This is a genomic window from Bacillus sp. FSL R5-0585, assembly GCF_038004545.1.
GTDB lineage: Bacteria > Bacillota > Bacilli > Bacillales > Bacillaceae_G > Bacillus_A > Bacillus_A cereus.
Genome location: NZ_JBBORJ010000001.1, coordinates 1,568,426 through 1,584,053, shown reverse-complemented (window position 1 = coordinate 1,584,053; position 15,628 = coordinate 1,568,426). Strand labels below are relative to the sequence as shown.

The following is a 15,628-nucleotide window of genomic DNA, read 5'->3' as shown; positions in this document are numbered from 1 at the left end:
TAAATAAGGTATAATCTACATATAGTGAACCTTTTAGGTAATTAAATAAAAGGTTCTTATACTCAAAAATTCATAAACTAGAAGGTGCAACAATGTTAAGTAGTTTTATTCATTCAGTATTAACGTTTTTTGAAGGATTAGGTTATTGGGGTATTATGCTTGGACTTATGATTGAAATTATCCCAAGTGAAATTGTCCTTGCTTATGCAGGATACTTAGTATTCAATGGAAGTATCTCATTTATAGGCGCAGTTGTATTCGGTACAATTGGCGGTGTTATTGCCCAAATCTTTATTTATTGGCTTGGACGATACGGCGGACGCCCTATATTAGAACGTTACGGAAAATATATTTTCATACATAAAAAACAAATAGATGCTGCAGAAGATTGGTTTAATCGTTACGGAACTGGCGTCATTTTTACAGCACGCTTCATTCCAGTAGTGCGTCATGCGATTTCAATTCCTGCTGGTATTACAAAAATGCCATTACTACGTTTCACTACATTAACAGCACTTGCGATTATCCCTTGGTCTATTATTTTCATTTATTTAGGTGAAAAACTAGGTGAAAATTGGGAGAATATAAATGATATTGCTGGTCCGTATGTGAAATCATTCGCAATTGGTGGCGTCGTACTTATACTTTTATACTTCGTTATAAAAAAATGGACAAAAAAGCGTAAAAATCTCGCTTAAGAATATAATAAAAACCGCTATAAATTCATTCGGAATTATAGTGGTTTTTTATTTATATATGAATTAATCTTCAGGAATTATATAATACCTTTCCCTCTACATTTACATGGATAAGCAACCATTTAATCATTTCTTTCGTATATTATCTCAAAAAGGATTGATTCCCCTATGCATTGGCAGCAAAAAATACCATACTTAATCGGACGCTCTATCGGTATTTCCTTCATAAATGGGCAAGGAACTTCTGGTGTATTATGTTCAGCTCATGATGGTCAATTATATGTGTATGAATACCTTTATCAAGCCCAGTTTGCAATGAAACATTATGATTATAGACAGATTCAAGATATACATGCATTCCCAAATTGTCCTCACCAAAATCCTCTATACTAAAAAAATCGGAACGGCTCATAGCCATTCCGATTTCTATACTTTATTTCTCAGAATTAAATTTCTGCACTGCTTCATCAAAATAAATCCAACCTTTCCAGCCCAAATGAATCGTATCTTTTAAGAAATACTTATCATATTCATGACCAGAGAAATCAACTACTGGATATCCTGCTTTCTCAACCTGTTCTCGAACTTTTTTATAATACACTTCACGGCGTTCTTTCGGGAAGCCAGTATAATCATACCAAGGTCCATTTACAGGTACAGAAATAAAGAGTGGTTTGACATTTTTCTCTTTAAATAAATCTAAAATAATTTGTAAATCATCGTATTCTGGTGATTCATCATATGTTTCATTTGCTCTAAAGTTTTTTAAACCTTTTAGTTTTTTCTTCAGATTATTCTTATGATAATACGGATTTTCAATTCCGAATGTATTTGTAGTAGACTCAGCTTTCCCTTCTTGTTCTGCGTGTTTACGTGCGTCTTCCCAAGAAATTGAACGAAGTCCGATATTTGTTTTCTCCTTCATCGGTTCGATTTTAAATAAAGAGTTAAATATATCTCTATGATCTAAAATATTTCGATGCATATAAGCAAGTGGTTTAACTAAACCTGCTTTTATGTTATGTTTCGTATCATTATATACAATACCTTCTAATGAATTTTTTAATATATCATCTTCTTGAACAACTTTATAATCTAATAGCCGTTTCGCGATTTGCTTCTTCATTTCTGGATTTATCTTATCATTAAAAATAAAATGATATGCTTGTTGTTTGGAGAAATTATTAGTGAAATCCCCTTGTGATACACCAGTCTTTGTAAACCATTGTGGTGAAAGAACAAAGACTACTTTTTTACCTTCTAATTCATCCATAGTAGATGTCATATTTAAAATATGAGCTAAACTTTGTGTACCACCAGTTCCAATTAAAAACGGTGTAAAACCAGCTGGATTTACTTTGAAATAATTAGACGGATGATATGCATCCATTCGTAAAAATTCTGATGAACCGTACATCGGTAAATACTGTGAATTCTCTAACATTTTTTGCTGTAAGAAAACACTTTGTAATTTCTCTTTTTGTAAAGAAGTTGCCGCATCTTCTACCTTCTTATCACTAATAAGCGATACTAAACTTTTCGATGGGATTAGAATGATAATGAAAAAAAGCACACACGCTAAAATTATAGGACCAAAAGCATGCTTCATTTTCATTTTCATCTTCTGTTCCTCTTTCTATTGCTATTAAATTGTAACCCTTGTTTTTGACACGTCATCTTTTCTCTCCTTTTTCTCTATACATGTTTCATTCTATTTATCTATTATATACATGTATGTATTTCCTTCCTTGTTCTATTAAGTCCTATATAAATAGCACAAGAAAATGTTTCCATAGAAACACGTTAATTATACAAGATTCTACATAAATTTCACACTGGAATTTTAGTAATAATTTTATTTTTTAACAATAAAAAAACATATGAAATGTCTAGAATTCTTTGGATGATGTATGAAGTTCAAAATATGATAATAAACGCCCGCTATGATTAACTTCATGAGTATATATAAACCCGAGCTTTCGTAAAAGTTTTTTCGAGCTCTCATTTGCTACTTTAACTCTAGCAATTATTCTTGTTACATTCAAAGTCTCTATTGCATATTTAATGGAAGCCTCTGCTGCTTCTAATGCATACCCATTCCTCCAATGTTCTGGGTCAAGGAGATACATAATTTCTATTTCACCTGTTTCATCTACCTTTCTTAAACCACAATGTCCTAAAAGTTTTCCTGTTTCACTATTAAATAACAACCATACCCCGAAGTCATACTGTTCCCAATGTAAGATAAGTTGCCCAATATAATCATTTGTTTCTTCCTTCGACATTCCTCTTGATTTAGCCAGCCATTTGCCAACAGTATCTTTTTTTAATATGTTATAAAACTGATCAATATCTTCTACAATTGGTTTCCTCATAAATAATCTTTTTGTATAAATTACTTTCTCTTCTTCAAACATAGACATCATTTTCCCTCCAAATACTGTTTACAGACTAATAAATTATACCATGAACTATTTTTCTAACTTTAAATAAGAAAAAACAGACTATCACATACGTGAAGTCTGTTTCCCCATTCTTTTATTTTTGTAAATCTGCCCATTTTAAACTTGTAGCTGGACCAAATTGATGTACATATAAATCTTTCACATATGGTTTTTGTAAGTAAGATAATCCACGCTGGAATACCGGTGCAATTACTGCATCATCAAGTAGCATTTTTTCAGCATCTTGCATTGCTTTCCAGCGAGCCTTTTCATCATTACCTAATTCTGTTTTAATCTTCTTAATTAATGCATCATATTCTGGATTTGCATATTCTGTATTATTAACACTGCTTCCAGAAAGGAATACTTCTAAGTAAGTCATTGGATCTGGATAATCTGGTAACCAGCGTGATAACGACATTTCATATTCTTTCTTCTTCTCAAGTGCTAATTTTTGCGTATGCGGCTGTAATTTCACATTCACTTTTAATCCTGGTAAGTTTTTCTCAAGCTGCTCTTTAATGTACTCTCCAACTTTTTTAAAGTTTTCTAAGTCATAATTTAATAATTCTAAAGTCACTTCATTTGTACCTGTCTCTTGTTTTGCTTTCTCCCAATATTCCTTCGCCTGTTTTACATTTGTCTTATTAAACTCACCAGACGTACTTCTAAAATCTTTCTTATCTGGGCCCTTTAAAAATCCTTTTGGTACGTAATAGTTCGCTGCAACCGATCCATCATTTAAAAATGAATCTGCGAGTCCCTTCTTATCAAAAACTGTACTTAGCGCAAGACGTGCATTTTTATTTTTAAGAATCGGTACATTTTCATTAAATCGGAAGAAGTACATAACTGGATCTGTATATTGTTTTAGCTCTTTATTATTTTTATATTTATCTACGAATTCTGTAGAAATAACAGCTCTATCAACTTTATCTGTTTCATATAAATTTACCGCAGTTGAAATTTCTTTTACAATTTGATAGTTTACTTCATCTAACTTCACTTCTTTTTTATCCCAATACTTATCGTTTTTCTTCATTGTAAAGCTAGCTTCATGCTTCCACTCTGATAATGTAAACGGTCCATTATATACCGCTTTATTTGCTTCTAATCCATATTTATCACCTTGCTCTTTCGCATATTTTTCGTTAATTGGATAGAAGGATGGTAAAATTAATAATTTCGTAAAATATGGTACAGGATGTTCTAGCTCTACGACGAATGTTTTATCATCCTTCGCCTTTACTCCTAATTCATCTAGACCTAGTTGTTTTTTATTTATCTTCTCAGCATTTTTTACATCGTACGCAATGTATGCATATTGAGAAGCTGTATCTGGATTAATCAATTGCTTCCAAGCGTATACGTAATCATGGGCGGTTACTGGATCTCCGTTAGACCATTTCGCATCACGCAATTGGAATGTATATGTCTTTCCATCTTTACTCACTTCATATTTTTGTGCGCCGGCTTCAATTTCTTCATCATTTTTCGATAGACGAAATAGTCCTTCCATTACGTTATTCAAAACGTTAAACGAGACTGCATCTGTTACTTTCCCTGAATTTAACGACGGAATTTCACCCGTTTCTAGTAACTGTAATACTTTCTTCTCATCTTTCGGCTTTGTTGCAGTTTTTTCTTTTGCGCAGCCAACTAAAAATGAAGAAACGAATAGAGTACTAACTAATGAGTAACGAACAACTTTTTTCATTTAAAAACCCCCTCTATTTTTAAGGTAAGTAACGACGAGCACCAGCGTATTCTTCTATATATCCTGGTGTATTTAGCGGTATAATCTCTACCGATCTTTCAGCTCTTGGTGAGTGAATCATATTGCCATCACCAATATACATTGCGACGTGATGGACACTACCTTTCCCTTGATCATGTGCAAAGAAAATTAAATCTCCCTTTTGTAGATTTTCTTTATCAACTGCAACTCCTGCTCTTGATTGCGGTCCAGAATCTCGCGGAATTGTAATGCCATGCGATTTATAGATCGTATGCGTGAAGCCAGAGCAATCAAATCCAAAACCACTTGTACCAGCCCATATATACGGTAATCCTAAAAACATTTTCCCTGTGTTAATTAAATCATCGGCCGCCGGAGTTGGAATATCAGTTTGAGATTGGTAAACTGTTCCATCATTTTTACGTATCCATGCTTTTTGCCCATTTGGCAACAATACACGGTATGAAATTGTGTCTTCACTTAATAGCGGCAGCCTTGTATTATAACTGACTTCAAGTGATTTATGTTTTTCAGAAGGGTTTATATATAAAATCGCTGTTGGTTTGGTTATTAAGACAAAAGGTTCATTTGTTTTATCTGCAAATTCTTGATTATATGTTAATTGTTTTTCAGGCATCCAGCCCGGATAACCTTCTTCATTTCGGGGTGTTGGCTGTCCATGCACTAATACCTTCACCCATTCGCCTTTCTTATCAATAACAGTTACTTCTTGACCGAGTAACGCTTGTGTTTCTAATTTATTTGCATTTGTTAACCATAGTTTCTCGTCAAGTGTCATTGATTTCGTCCATTTCCATAGATCCACTGGATTTGTTGCACTCGGTGTATCGATTGGTCTTAATGAATCAGGTGCTGTCCATAACGTTGCAGCAGATACATCTATAAATGCTTTATTATCCTTCTTTTCTTCAGCATTTGCCGATGTAAACGATGAAAATATAAATAAAGTTGTTAAAAATGCAGTTCCTACTTTTTTCATATATATCCCCCTTAAAAGATAGTTTACTTGTCTCTTCTCCTAAGATTTACTATTCACTGTCGATTGAAGGTTTACCTTTGATCCAGAATAAGTCATTCCTTCTGGCTCTTCCATTAACCAAAGCGGTGCATCAAGATCAAAATAATGAATATTAGGATGCGCTGCCGCTAAATGCGCAACAGCACTAACGGAAAGTGAAGACTCCATCATGCTGCCCACCATACACTTCACACCAGCTGTTTCTGCGATATCAGCAATACGCCATGCTTCACGTATGCCACCACATTTCATTAATTTAATATTAATGAAATCTGCATATCTTCCTTGAACGAGCTTTAATGCGTCACTTGCTGAAAATATACTTTCATCGGCCATAATTGGCGTTTGCACACGATCTTTGACGTACTTTAACCCATCCCAATCTTTCGCGTGTACTGGTTGTTCAATAAATTCTATATTTAAATTACGATTTTCCATCTCTTGAATGATAGAGACCGCTTCTTTTGGACTCCAACCTTGATTCGCATCTAAACGTAATGTCGTATTTCTTGGTACCACATTTCGAATTGCCTCAATACGTTCCAAATCTAAATGTGCCTCTTTACCCACTTTAATCTTTAATGTTTGAAATCCTTTTTCTATATGTTTCTTCGCTTCTTTTGCCATTAATACAGGCTCATCCACACTCACTGTAATATCGGTATGAATTTCTTTCTTCCCGCCTAACAATGCATATAACGGCACATTTTGATATTGGCAATATACATCATATAAAGCGATATCTACCGCTGCTTTCGCACTTGAATTTCCAATACAACTCATTTGAATGCCCTGTAGTAACTGCTGAAACTGAATGATATCTTGACCAATTAAACATGAACGCATCGGTCCTAAAATCGCTTCTTCCATTCCGCTGGTGAAATCCCCCGTAATAACTGGCGTTGCGGCTGCAGCCCCCTTACCAATCACTCCTTCGTCTGTATGAATATAAACATCTATACTTTCAATTTCTGTTACAGTACGAAGCGCGGTTTTAAACGGTGTATGCAGTTTTACACGTCTACGATTTACTTTTACATCTGTAATTTTCATTTTGTTCATCCTTTCATTCTCCAATGAAGTGAAATTTTAATCCACCGGAGATTTATACCCACGGATTATTAGGTAAACCTATTGTGCATTTACTCTTCTATCTCTCTACTTTGTTTTCGTTTACTTTTGATGTAGGACGATAATGTGAAATAAAAAAATCCAGCCATAAGAATGATTCTTACGGCTGGATTTTGTCTATGATTGAGTAGACAAAGCAGCAATCTGATTATATTTTTTCTGTGCATCTTTTAGCGCTACAAGTAACGCTTTTTGAGAAGAACCGAAATATCGGTTCTTTACTTCCATTACTAACGCCGGGTCATTTATATTTTTATGTAGAAATAAATATTTAACAAATTGAGATGTTAATGCAATTGTCGCTGAGCAGTCTGCATCTACAATTTCCCCTGTATCCTTAACAAGTATAAATGCTACGAAATAGCTTTTAAACTTTTCAGTAATGGGATTATTTTGAGGTGCTTTCGCATCCCCTACGATATAAATTGTATTTGAAGCGTACACAGCTATCTTCCTTTCTTATACGAGGATAACGGGTTTCTTAATAGTCGTATGAGCGAGGAACTCAACGTTGATTAAAAAATGTATCCGCTTACCTTGTATTATAATATAATTGACAGAATTTTAACAACATTTATTTTAGTGCATATTCCATATTTATGAAAACAGCTTAAACTCTTCATTTTTACAATATGTGATTGTTCCTTGTACCATGACATTCATACATAAAAAACTGCACCTCCAATTGTTAGACGCTGCCTAACAATTGGAGGTGCAGTTCAATGGCTAACTGTTTTTTTATTACTTTGGCATCACAAATATAGTTTCATTTGACTTAGAAAATTGATACTCTTTTCTCGCTAACTTCAAAATTTCTTCCTCATCGTCTGTTAAATTTTCTATGTTAGTCTTTAAAGAATCTTTATCTTTCTTTAAAGATACTAATTGCTTCTTTTGATCCGTAATCGTATCTTTCTTTTTATCAATTACTTCTTGTTGTTTCGTTAAAATATATTGAACGTACAGAGTAGTTGCTGCAATAAAAAGGACCATTAAAATAAGTCGCCTTAACTTCTTTTTATTTATCCTACGCTTGTCACTAGGTTGTGATAATTGCTCTGGTATATTAGGAACATTTACTCGCTCGAGTTTCCTCATTCAAATCCCCCTAACCCATATTTTTCACTACCATCGGCACGTTTTCTTACTAAACTAAATTCTATTCTTATAAAATAAACTCCTTCACAAAAATATCCCATAAATTAACCAATTAAAGATAGCATTCGACGACATTTCCATATTTACACCGTTTTTTTTTATACATGCTGCTATAAAATAGTAGTTTCTGTAATTCTTTTTCTACTATTGTAGAAGAGTTTTTTCACACACAAAATTCCTTCCCCACATATCCATGTTATAACATGCTTACAAGGAGGGGGAATATGCATTACCGCACATTAGGTAAAACTGGAATAACTGTTTCTGAAATAGGTTTTGGCGCATGGGCAATCGGCGGTGATGAATGGGGACCTGTTAACGATAAACAATCTATAACCGCTATAAAAAAAGCAATTGAGTGTGGTGTGAATTTTATTGATACTGCGGATGTGTATGGTTTAGGACATAGCGAAAAGTTGGTGGCTACCGCGATTAAAGGACATCGTAATGATATTATCCTATCAACGAAAGGTGGTTTAATCGGGCATCACTACGACCCTAATGGAGTTCCTGTATATGATACTCCCGAAAAAATCATCGCCGTATTCGAAACAAGTTTACAACGTCTTCAAACAGATTATGTTGATCTTTATTTTTGTCATATTTGGTGGCATAATCGTAGAGAAACAGAAGCATTTCTACGTGCATTTGACATATTAAAACGTGATGGCAAAGTAAGAGCAGTCGGTGTTTCGACTCATGATTTACAATACATTCATCATTTCAATAACAACAACGAAATTGATATCGTACAACTTGATTACAATATATTAAATCGAAAACCAGAAAAAGATATATTACCATTCTTACAAGAGAAAAATCTAGGAGCTGTTATTCGTGGTCCATTAAAAATGGGCATTTTAACTGGAAAATTCACAAATAAAACAATTTTTCCAGATGGAGATTTACGCAAAGATTGGCCAAATGAAACTTGGTTTCAAGAAGACTTACAAACCGTAGAGAAACTTCGGCTGCTCTCAAATAAAAATCAGACCTTAGGGCAACTTGCACTTCGCTATGTACTCTCTCATCCGGCAGTAAGTGTTGTAATTCCTGGTGCAAAAACAGGAACACAAGCACAAGAAAATGCAAACGCATCTGTTCGCCCTATTTTGAGTGATGAAGAGCTTAACTATATTCATTCAATATAAAAAGCCCAATCCGGGCTTTTTAATTTGGCAAACTAATATCATACTCCATTCGCTTCGCTGTGTCCTCCGCAACATGCATACCTAACAAGTTTTTCACAATATGAAATGCCATATTAATTCCAGCTGAAATTCCGGCAGATGTTATAATATGTCCTTCATCTACAAACTTTACATTTTCTATAACTTCAACATTTTGAAACTCATTTTTAAACTTTTCAATACTAGCCCAATGTGTTGTTGCTTTTAAACCTTCCAGTAAACCTGCTTTCGCCAGTAATAGCGCTCCTGTACAAACTGAAGTCATCAGCTTTACTTCTTTCATTTGTTGGCGAATCCATTTTATTACTATTTCATTTTTTATTTCATATTTTCTAGCACCTAGCCCACCCGGAATTATTAAAATATCCACTGGTGGTAAATTTTCAATACTATAATCTGGCTGTACCTTCAATCCATTCCTTGCTGTAATCATTTCCCCATTCTCGCTAACTGTATAAACAGTAAATGTTTTTTCTTCATTCACCTCAGTTACAGAAAAAACTTCAAATGGCCCTGCAAAGTCTAACACTTCTACTTCATTAAATAAAAATATACCAACACTCCATTTATTCATCATAAGTTCACTTCCTGTTTCAAATGATGTAAAAGGTGATTATATCCTTTTTCTAATGCAATATCATACGCTGTTTTCCCATCATTTTTCTTAATCATCTTATTAGCTCCATTTTTAAGGAGCAACATAATTATTTCTTCATTTCCTAATAATGCTGCTTCGTGGAGTCCTGTCCAGCCACCACTTTGCATAATATTTACATCTGATCCTTTTTCAATTAAGAAAGCGACAAGTTCACTTTGCTTGTTCGCAATTGCCGCTTGCAAAGGTGTATTTTCATTTTCGTTTTTTGCTCTACTATGTATATCTGCACCGCTTTCTAAAAGAAAACTCGCTATTTCTTTCTGTCCAAAATAAGCTGCTAAATGAAGTGGTGTCCAGCCATCTTTACTACATTCGTTAACAATACTTGGACTCGCCTTTATAAACTCCACTACTTTTTCCTTATCACCACTTATAACAGCTTGTGCTATTGATTGTAAATGCTCCATAATAATCTCCCATCCTTCAAAATATTTAAGCATCTCCTTCTACATGTTCTATTAATTATTATATTTTCCTTTTAAAATCTTAAGTTTACATAATAATATTATATATTACTTTTTTTGTGCTTAATGCTGAATAGCAATAATGTTAAAAATACTGCCTTTAAACAATGAAGACCATGATTTCATTAGAGTTACTGAAAAAGCAAGCAAAAAACTATACACATAGTTTTCATCATATTTGTTCAGTTGCATGAACTAAAACAGGTAATGTTTATTCTGCTATTTATGCTTTCAACATATCAAATAATATTATTCCAATAAAAAAACAATCCATTTTAAAAATGGATTGTTTTTTTATTTTTGTTTTATGCGGTTTATTTTATTTTTGTATTTTCAATGATGAAATAATTACATTTACAAAAATGAAACACTACTATCTTAGCCCCTCTTGTAGTAAGTTTTTCGTTTGAAAACAAAAATACAATTTCACCTTACGATCGAAAAAACATATGTAAAAGTTTCTAAAACAGCTGCCTTATCATACTAATCTATAGCAATTCTGTCTTCTTCCCTTACCTGTTTCCTTTAACACATACGATTTTAAAACTAGCGCCGTTAATGAATCTGTTAATGTTTTATATGATAAATTTGATAATGCCAATAGATCGTTCGTATATAACATTCTATGCTTCTCTAATAATAATAGTACTAATCGTTCAGACGGTTTTAATGCCTCATCACTTTCTAGTATAAAGTCTATATTTTTCATTTCTCTAATTATTACTCCTTATATAAAAAAATACTTTAGACGGTTATTTAATATAAAAATAATACATAACAAAATTATAAATATATTAAAATAGCACCATCTAAAAACACTATTATACTATAACATAGAAGTAGTGTTTCCCCAAATAGGAAATGCTTTTTTATATCGCTTATAAGATTCTTGCAAACCTACATAATATTTTGTACCATTACCCGCCAAGTTTTCTTCTAATTTCGCTGCTCATCCTGATGTATTTGTAATCAATGAAGTTCTTCTAAATTTATAAACAAATAAAAAACGGTTCGTCTATCATGCCCTAAACATGAATGACAACCGTTTTCCAGCTTCTTCTTAATTAACATGTTCTATCTTAAATATTTCTTGCAATATGCGGCTTACTGTAATGACTTGTTCCACCGCCACCAACTACTACTTTACCGCCTTTTTCGAAAATTAATAATTTACTTGAACCATCTGCAAGAAGCACTATTACTTCAGCATTATTACTTGTTGCTACATAAATTACATAACCACTCTTTGATATACAAGTTTCCCAATTCGAATCAAATTCTGATCTTACTACACGATTTGAATACACTTGATTTTCAATTCTATCTTGTTCTACGTTTTCCAAATTGATTCCTCCCACTTCACTAAAATAGCATTTATAGGAAAATAACAGCCCTATATAAAATAGTAGCCGACTTTAACATAAATAGTATATGTAATTAGTAGGAGAATGCTTGGACAACGAAAACGAAATAGACTTCATAAATTTCACAATTGAAACTTCTCTTTAATCATTTCCGCTACTTCTTTTGCACTCAAATACGTGTTATTAATTTTTATATACTCTTCTTTTTCAATTTCACCATGAAGAGAGTTTAATCTATGCTTTTTCATCGTTTCTTTCAAATTATTTTCAGACCACTCAATATCTCTTTTTTTCGGTTTATGTTCTAATCTATTCGGGCTTTTATTTCGTTCTAATCTTTCATCTAATTCCGCTTCCAGCTCTACAAAATACACTGTCCCACCTTTTGATTCAAAAATACTTTCTACATGATGTATATAATCCCAATCCGCTTGGAGGTCAAATGCCCATATATACGTAAAAATCATTCCAGATAAATCACTTTTAGATACTTCTTCAAATATTTCATTACGAAATAAACTTACTAGTCTTTTTGCTTCTTTCGTACTGTAATCAAAAATTGGACTTACTAAATCAATTGTCATGTGGTTATGAAAAAGTTTTAAACCGGTTAATGTTGCTAATTCTTGCCCCACTGTCATTTTTCCAACTGCTTGTGGGCCAAATATTAATATAAGTTTCATTTATTTCCCTCCAATCTTTCTCTATAAACCATTACATAAAATAAAAAATAAGGCAGCCGATTTTAAATCGATCGCCTTATTTTTTATTCATAGTTTTAGTTCTATTCTTTTCGCACAGCTTCAAAAGTAATCATTTGATTTGCATTTGACGGTTCTTTTTCATAATCATATTCAGCAGAGCAAGTAATATTAGAGAAACCTATACTTTCTAAAAGAAGTTTAAACTCTTCTATTCCATACCAGCGCAGCGCAAAGCGTTGCAATTCTGTTTGTACTAACTGTCCTTTACTCCACTTTTCATATTTCAAATATGACACAGTAACTTGGTTCAGCCAATCTATTTCAATTGATTTATTTTCTAATGTGATTCCGTCTCCACTCGGCAAAGAGAAAGTCGATGTATGAATTTCCCCAGTCTTCCAGTCATGCGGAAGCATAATATCTACGATTAATCGTCCATCTGGATTAAGATGTTCATAAAAACATTTCAATGCATTTATAGAATCCACACGATTTTCAATTAAACAAAAAGATCCAGTAGGAATGATAATTGCGTCATATTTATGCGGAAGTGAAAATTGTTGCAAGCTTCCTTCATATAAATTAGGATGTAAGCCTCTCTCTTTACAGCGCTTACGGCAAGAATCTAGCATTTCAGGTGAATAATCTATCCCATCCACTTTAAAACCAGCCTCTAGAAGCGGAATGATGACACGTCCTGAACCTACTGCGGCTTCGAGGATTCTTCCTCTACAATCTTTTAAACGTTTTTTGTAATACTCAATATCACCATTTAAAGAATAACCGACTGGTTTTGTGTAATCATACAGTTCTGTACAAAGTGTACTATAAAAGCTAAACATTTATTTTCTCCTCCGTTTTTACGTACGGAAGATTTCAATTCAACTAATCTTCCTGCACCTCTGATTTTAATGATATTTCGAAAGAGCTGACTGTCATAATATATCACTCACTTTCCATAGAATATAATGATATTGTATTACATAACCTTCCAATTTGAAATATAAAAATTAAAAATTCAGACTACAAATTAAAGAGCTTACTTTAGTAAGCTCTTTAGAAAAAATATTTATTTCACAATCGGCAATGTCACTTCACTTAATTTCACTGTAAGTTTCGTGCCAGCTTTCGGTCTAATTGTATAATCATAATCACTTGCAATTAAAACAACTCCGATTTGATGCCCCGCTTTAAATACATAATCATCTGGCTGCATGTCCCATGTAAATGTATAATCTTTGCCCGGTTGAATCGCTGTTGAATTTTCTATACTCTTTAAGTTTTGTGGGTCCATCCAGCCTCTCGTTACGATTTCCGGCTTCGCTCCTCCATAGTCAACAAGTAATGCTGTTAAATTTGATACAGATCGATCAATATTTCCTGTAATTGAAATCTTTGGTGTACCACTTATACGCGTATCTTTTTGCAGTACAGGCATTGTATATACTAATCGATTTGCTACTTCTAATTCTGGGTTTGCTACTAATTGGTTTGATTTCATTTGTGCATCATCTAAGAATGAGAAAACTTTATTAGCCGATCCCATACTTAATGGCAAATTGACTAATTTATTACTTAAATACATACGGATTTTTGAAGGTACAGCTGATGGATCTGGCCAATTTTTTATCTTTTGCCACGTTTTATTTTCTCTTTGCACATCAACCATTGGTTCATCCATAATTCCATTTTCAATTCCGTACAACCAATAATCTAACCATTTATTTTGTGTTTGCTGCCAGTTATTACTTGATGTCCCACCATGACCACCTTGATGTAGCCACATTTTACGAGGAACATTATTTTCTCCAAGTGCTTCCCACCATTGCGCGAACTGTTTTGTTTTAACATTCCAATCGTTTAAACCATGAACAACAAATACACTCGCTTTTACATTTTTAGCATCTTTTACATAGTTACGTTTATCCCAAAAATCATTATAATTACCTGTTTTTCTGTCTTGTCCAGCCGTTAACTCTTTTATAACTTGTCCGCAAACTTCAGGGTTTTCCCTTGTCAGTACTGCTTCTGCCATATTATCTGTATCTTCCCCTTGATATCCGCCTGGAGCAATGACTGCACCATTTGCACGATAATAATCATACCAACTACTAATTGCTGCGATTGGAATAATTGTTTTTAAACCTTCGACTCCAGTAGTCGCAACAGCATTTGGTAAAGTACCATTATAGGAAACTCCAGTCATACCTACATTTCCTGTAGACCAATTTGCCTGAACTTCCTCACCCTGTTCTGTAAATGCTTTCGCGCGACCGTTTACCCAATCAATAACAGATTTTGTCCCGAGTATCTCTTGTTCATCTCCAGTTGTAGGGCATCCATCTGATTTTCCAGTACCGATACTTTCGCCTAGAATAACTGCATAACCTCTTGGCACGTAATAGTTCCCATACGAACCAAGATTAACCGCTCCATACGGTTTTCCTTCATACGCATACAATTCTTCATCTACATTATATACAGGAACATCTTTTAATCCAGATCGATATGGACTCATTTCATAAATAACAGGAACTTTCACATTCGGATCTGTCTTTGGACGCATAACTTTTATCGATACTCTGTCTTTCTTACCGTCTCGATCACTATCAACTTCTGTCTCTACATATAAATTTTCGATAATAGCTTCATCGAGAGAATAAATCGGTTTTGTCATCCCATTTTCTAATTCAATTTTCGTACTTTTAGTCTCTTCCTTCTTCTCTGCATGCACATCCATAGTAAAGCTAGGTATAATTGTTGCAGATAGCATTGCTGACAGTGTAATTGCCATTTTCTTTTTACTCAAAATGTTCCCTCCCCTTATTCGTTCTCTTTTACTATATAACAAAATAACTGAAAATTCAGTTTTATTTTATATAAAAGTTGAGAAACTCAAAGATTTCTTATTAAGTAAAATTTAATGCAGGTATGAAAGTATTTTCCCGCTTCCTCCTTCTTTATAAAGTGAAACTTTAATCAGCCCTCACCAATTGGGCGTTTACGAGCAGCAGGGCCACTTCTTTGTTTTCGCTGGATT

17 protein-coding genes are annotated in these 15,628 nt (G+C 33.5%); 3 read left to right on the top strand and 14 right to left on the bottom strand.

The features are described 5' to 3' along the window. The first annotated feature begins 92 nt into the window (after positions 1-92). Positions 93-698: a DedA family protein gene (locus MKY38_RS08200; protein ID WP_000952913.1), complete on the top strand. Its 606-nt coding sequence runs from the start codon at positions 93-95 to the stop codon at positions 696-698. A gap of 168 nt (positions 699-866) precedes the next feature. Next, positions 867-1,091, top strand: coding sequence for a hypothetical protein (locus MKY38_RS08195; protein WP_070180209.1), 225 nt, complete (start codon positions 867-869; stop codon positions 1,089-1,091). A 40-nt stretch (positions 1,092-1,131) separates the two neighbouring features. On the opposite strand, the gene dltD is transcribed toward MKY38_RS08195, so the two are convergent. The 7 genes from dltD to MKY38_RS08160 form a co-directional block, all read right to left on the bottom strand. Continuing rightward, on the bottom strand, positions 1,132-2,313 hold the full coding sequence (gene dltD / locus MKY38_RS08190; RefSeq protein WP_000782308.1) for a D-alanyl-lipoteichoic acid biosynthesis protein DltD: 1,182 nt from the start codon (positions 2,311-2,313) through the stop codon (positions 1,132-1,134). 274 nt (positions 2,314-2,587) lie between these two features. Beyond that, positions 2,588-3,121, bottom strand: coding sequence for a GNAT family N-acetyltransferase (locus MKY38_RS08185; RefSeq protein WP_065224834.1), 534 nt, complete (start codon positions 3,119-3,121; stop codon positions 2,588-2,590). A 115-nt stretch (positions 3,122-3,236) separates the two neighbouring features. Next, positions 3,237-4,859, bottom strand: a complete 1,623-nt coding sequence (locus tag MKY38_RS08180) for a peptide ABC transporter substrate-binding protein (RefSeq protein WP_065224833.1) — start codon at positions 4,857-4,859, stop codon at positions 3,237-3,239. Between the two features lie 19 nt (positions 4,860-4,878). Further along, the gene (locus tag MKY38_RS08175; RefSeq protein ID WP_065224832.1) at positions 4,879-5,880 is read right to left on the bottom strand and encodes a C40 family peptidase; all 1,002 of its coding nucleotides are present in this window, start codon (positions 5,878-5,880) and stop codon (positions 4,879-4,881) included. 39 nt (positions 5,881-5,919) lie between these two features. After that, positions 5,920-6,981, bottom strand: a complete 1,062-nt coding sequence (locus tag MKY38_RS08170) for a dipeptide epimerase (protein ID WP_114555526.1) — start codon at positions 6,979-6,981, stop codon at positions 5,920-5,922. A 186-nt stretch (positions 6,982-7,167) separates the two neighbouring features. Continuing rightward, positions 7,168-7,494, bottom strand: coding sequence for a DUF3870 domain-containing protein (locus MKY38_RS08165; protein ID WP_000271312.1), 327 nt, complete (start codon positions 7,492-7,494; stop codon positions 7,168-7,170). 297 nt (positions 7,495-7,791) lie between these two features. Next, complete coding sequence (locus tag MKY38_RS08160) at positions 7,792-8,148, bottom strand: FtsB family cell division protein (RefSeq protein WP_001228371.1); 357 nt, start codon at positions 8,146-8,148, stop codon at positions 7,792-7,794. Positions 8,149-8,432: 284 nt separating this feature from the next. On the opposite strand from MKY38_RS08160, the gene MKY38_RS08155 reads away from it, so the two are divergent. Next, positions 8,433-9,359: an aldo/keto reductase gene (locus MKY38_RS08155; protein ID WP_114555527.1), complete on the top strand. Its 927-nt coding sequence runs from the start codon at positions 8,433-8,435 to the stop codon at positions 9,357-9,359. 19 nt (positions 9,360-9,378) lie between these two features. Here the strand turns inward: MKY38_RS08155 and MKY38_RS08150 are convergent, their stop codons facing one another. The 7 genes from MKY38_RS08150 to MKY38_RS08120 form a co-directional block, all read right to left on the bottom strand. Further along, positions 9,379-9,975, bottom strand: a complete 597-nt coding sequence (locus tag MKY38_RS08150) for a DJ-1/PfpI family protein (protein WP_000981430.1) — start codon at positions 9,973-9,975, stop codon at positions 9,379-9,381. Next, the gene (locus MKY38_RS08145) at positions 9,972-10,463 is read right to left on the bottom strand and encodes an ankyrin repeat domain-containing protein (protein WP_000400674.1); all 492 of its coding nucleotides are present in this window, start codon (positions 10,461-10,463) and stop codon (positions 9,972-9,974) included. The genes MKY38_RS08150 and MKY38_RS08145 overlap by 4 nt, the downstream gene beginning before the upstream one ends. Positions 10,464-10,998: 535 nt before the next feature. Then, positions 10,999-11,229: a hypothetical protein gene (locus MKY38_RS08140; RefSeq protein WP_000789031.1), complete on the bottom strand. Its 231-nt coding sequence runs from the start codon at positions 11,227-11,229 to the stop codon at positions 10,999-11,001. Positions 11,230-11,599: 370 nt separating this feature from the next. Continuing rightward, a complete protein-coding gene (locus MKY38_RS08135; protein ID WP_000432429.1) occupies positions 11,600-11,863 on the bottom strand; it encodes a hypothetical protein in 264 nt (87 codons plus the stop codon). A 143-nt stretch (positions 11,864-12,006) separates the two neighbouring features. Continuing rightward, positions 12,007-12,567, bottom strand: coding sequence for an AAA family ATPase (locus tag MKY38_RS08130; RefSeq protein WP_000767062.1), 561 nt, complete (start codon positions 12,565-12,567; stop codon positions 12,007-12,009). Between the two features lie 101 nt (positions 12,568-12,668). Then, positions 12,669-13,430 (bottom strand): class I SAM-dependent methyltransferase, encoded by a 762-nt coding sequence (locus MKY38_RS08125; RefSeq protein WP_000490927.1) that lies wholly within the window; start codon positions 13,428-13,430, stop codon positions 12,669-12,671. A 227-nt stretch (positions 13,431-13,657) separates the two neighbouring features. Continuing rightward, positions 13,658-15,397: a Xaa-Pro dipeptidyl-peptidase gene (locus MKY38_RS08120; protein WP_000038302.1), complete on the bottom strand. Its 1,740-nt coding sequence runs from the start codon at positions 15,395-15,397 to the stop codon at positions 13,658-13,660. Between the last annotated feature and the right edge of the window lie 231 nt (positions 15,398-15,628).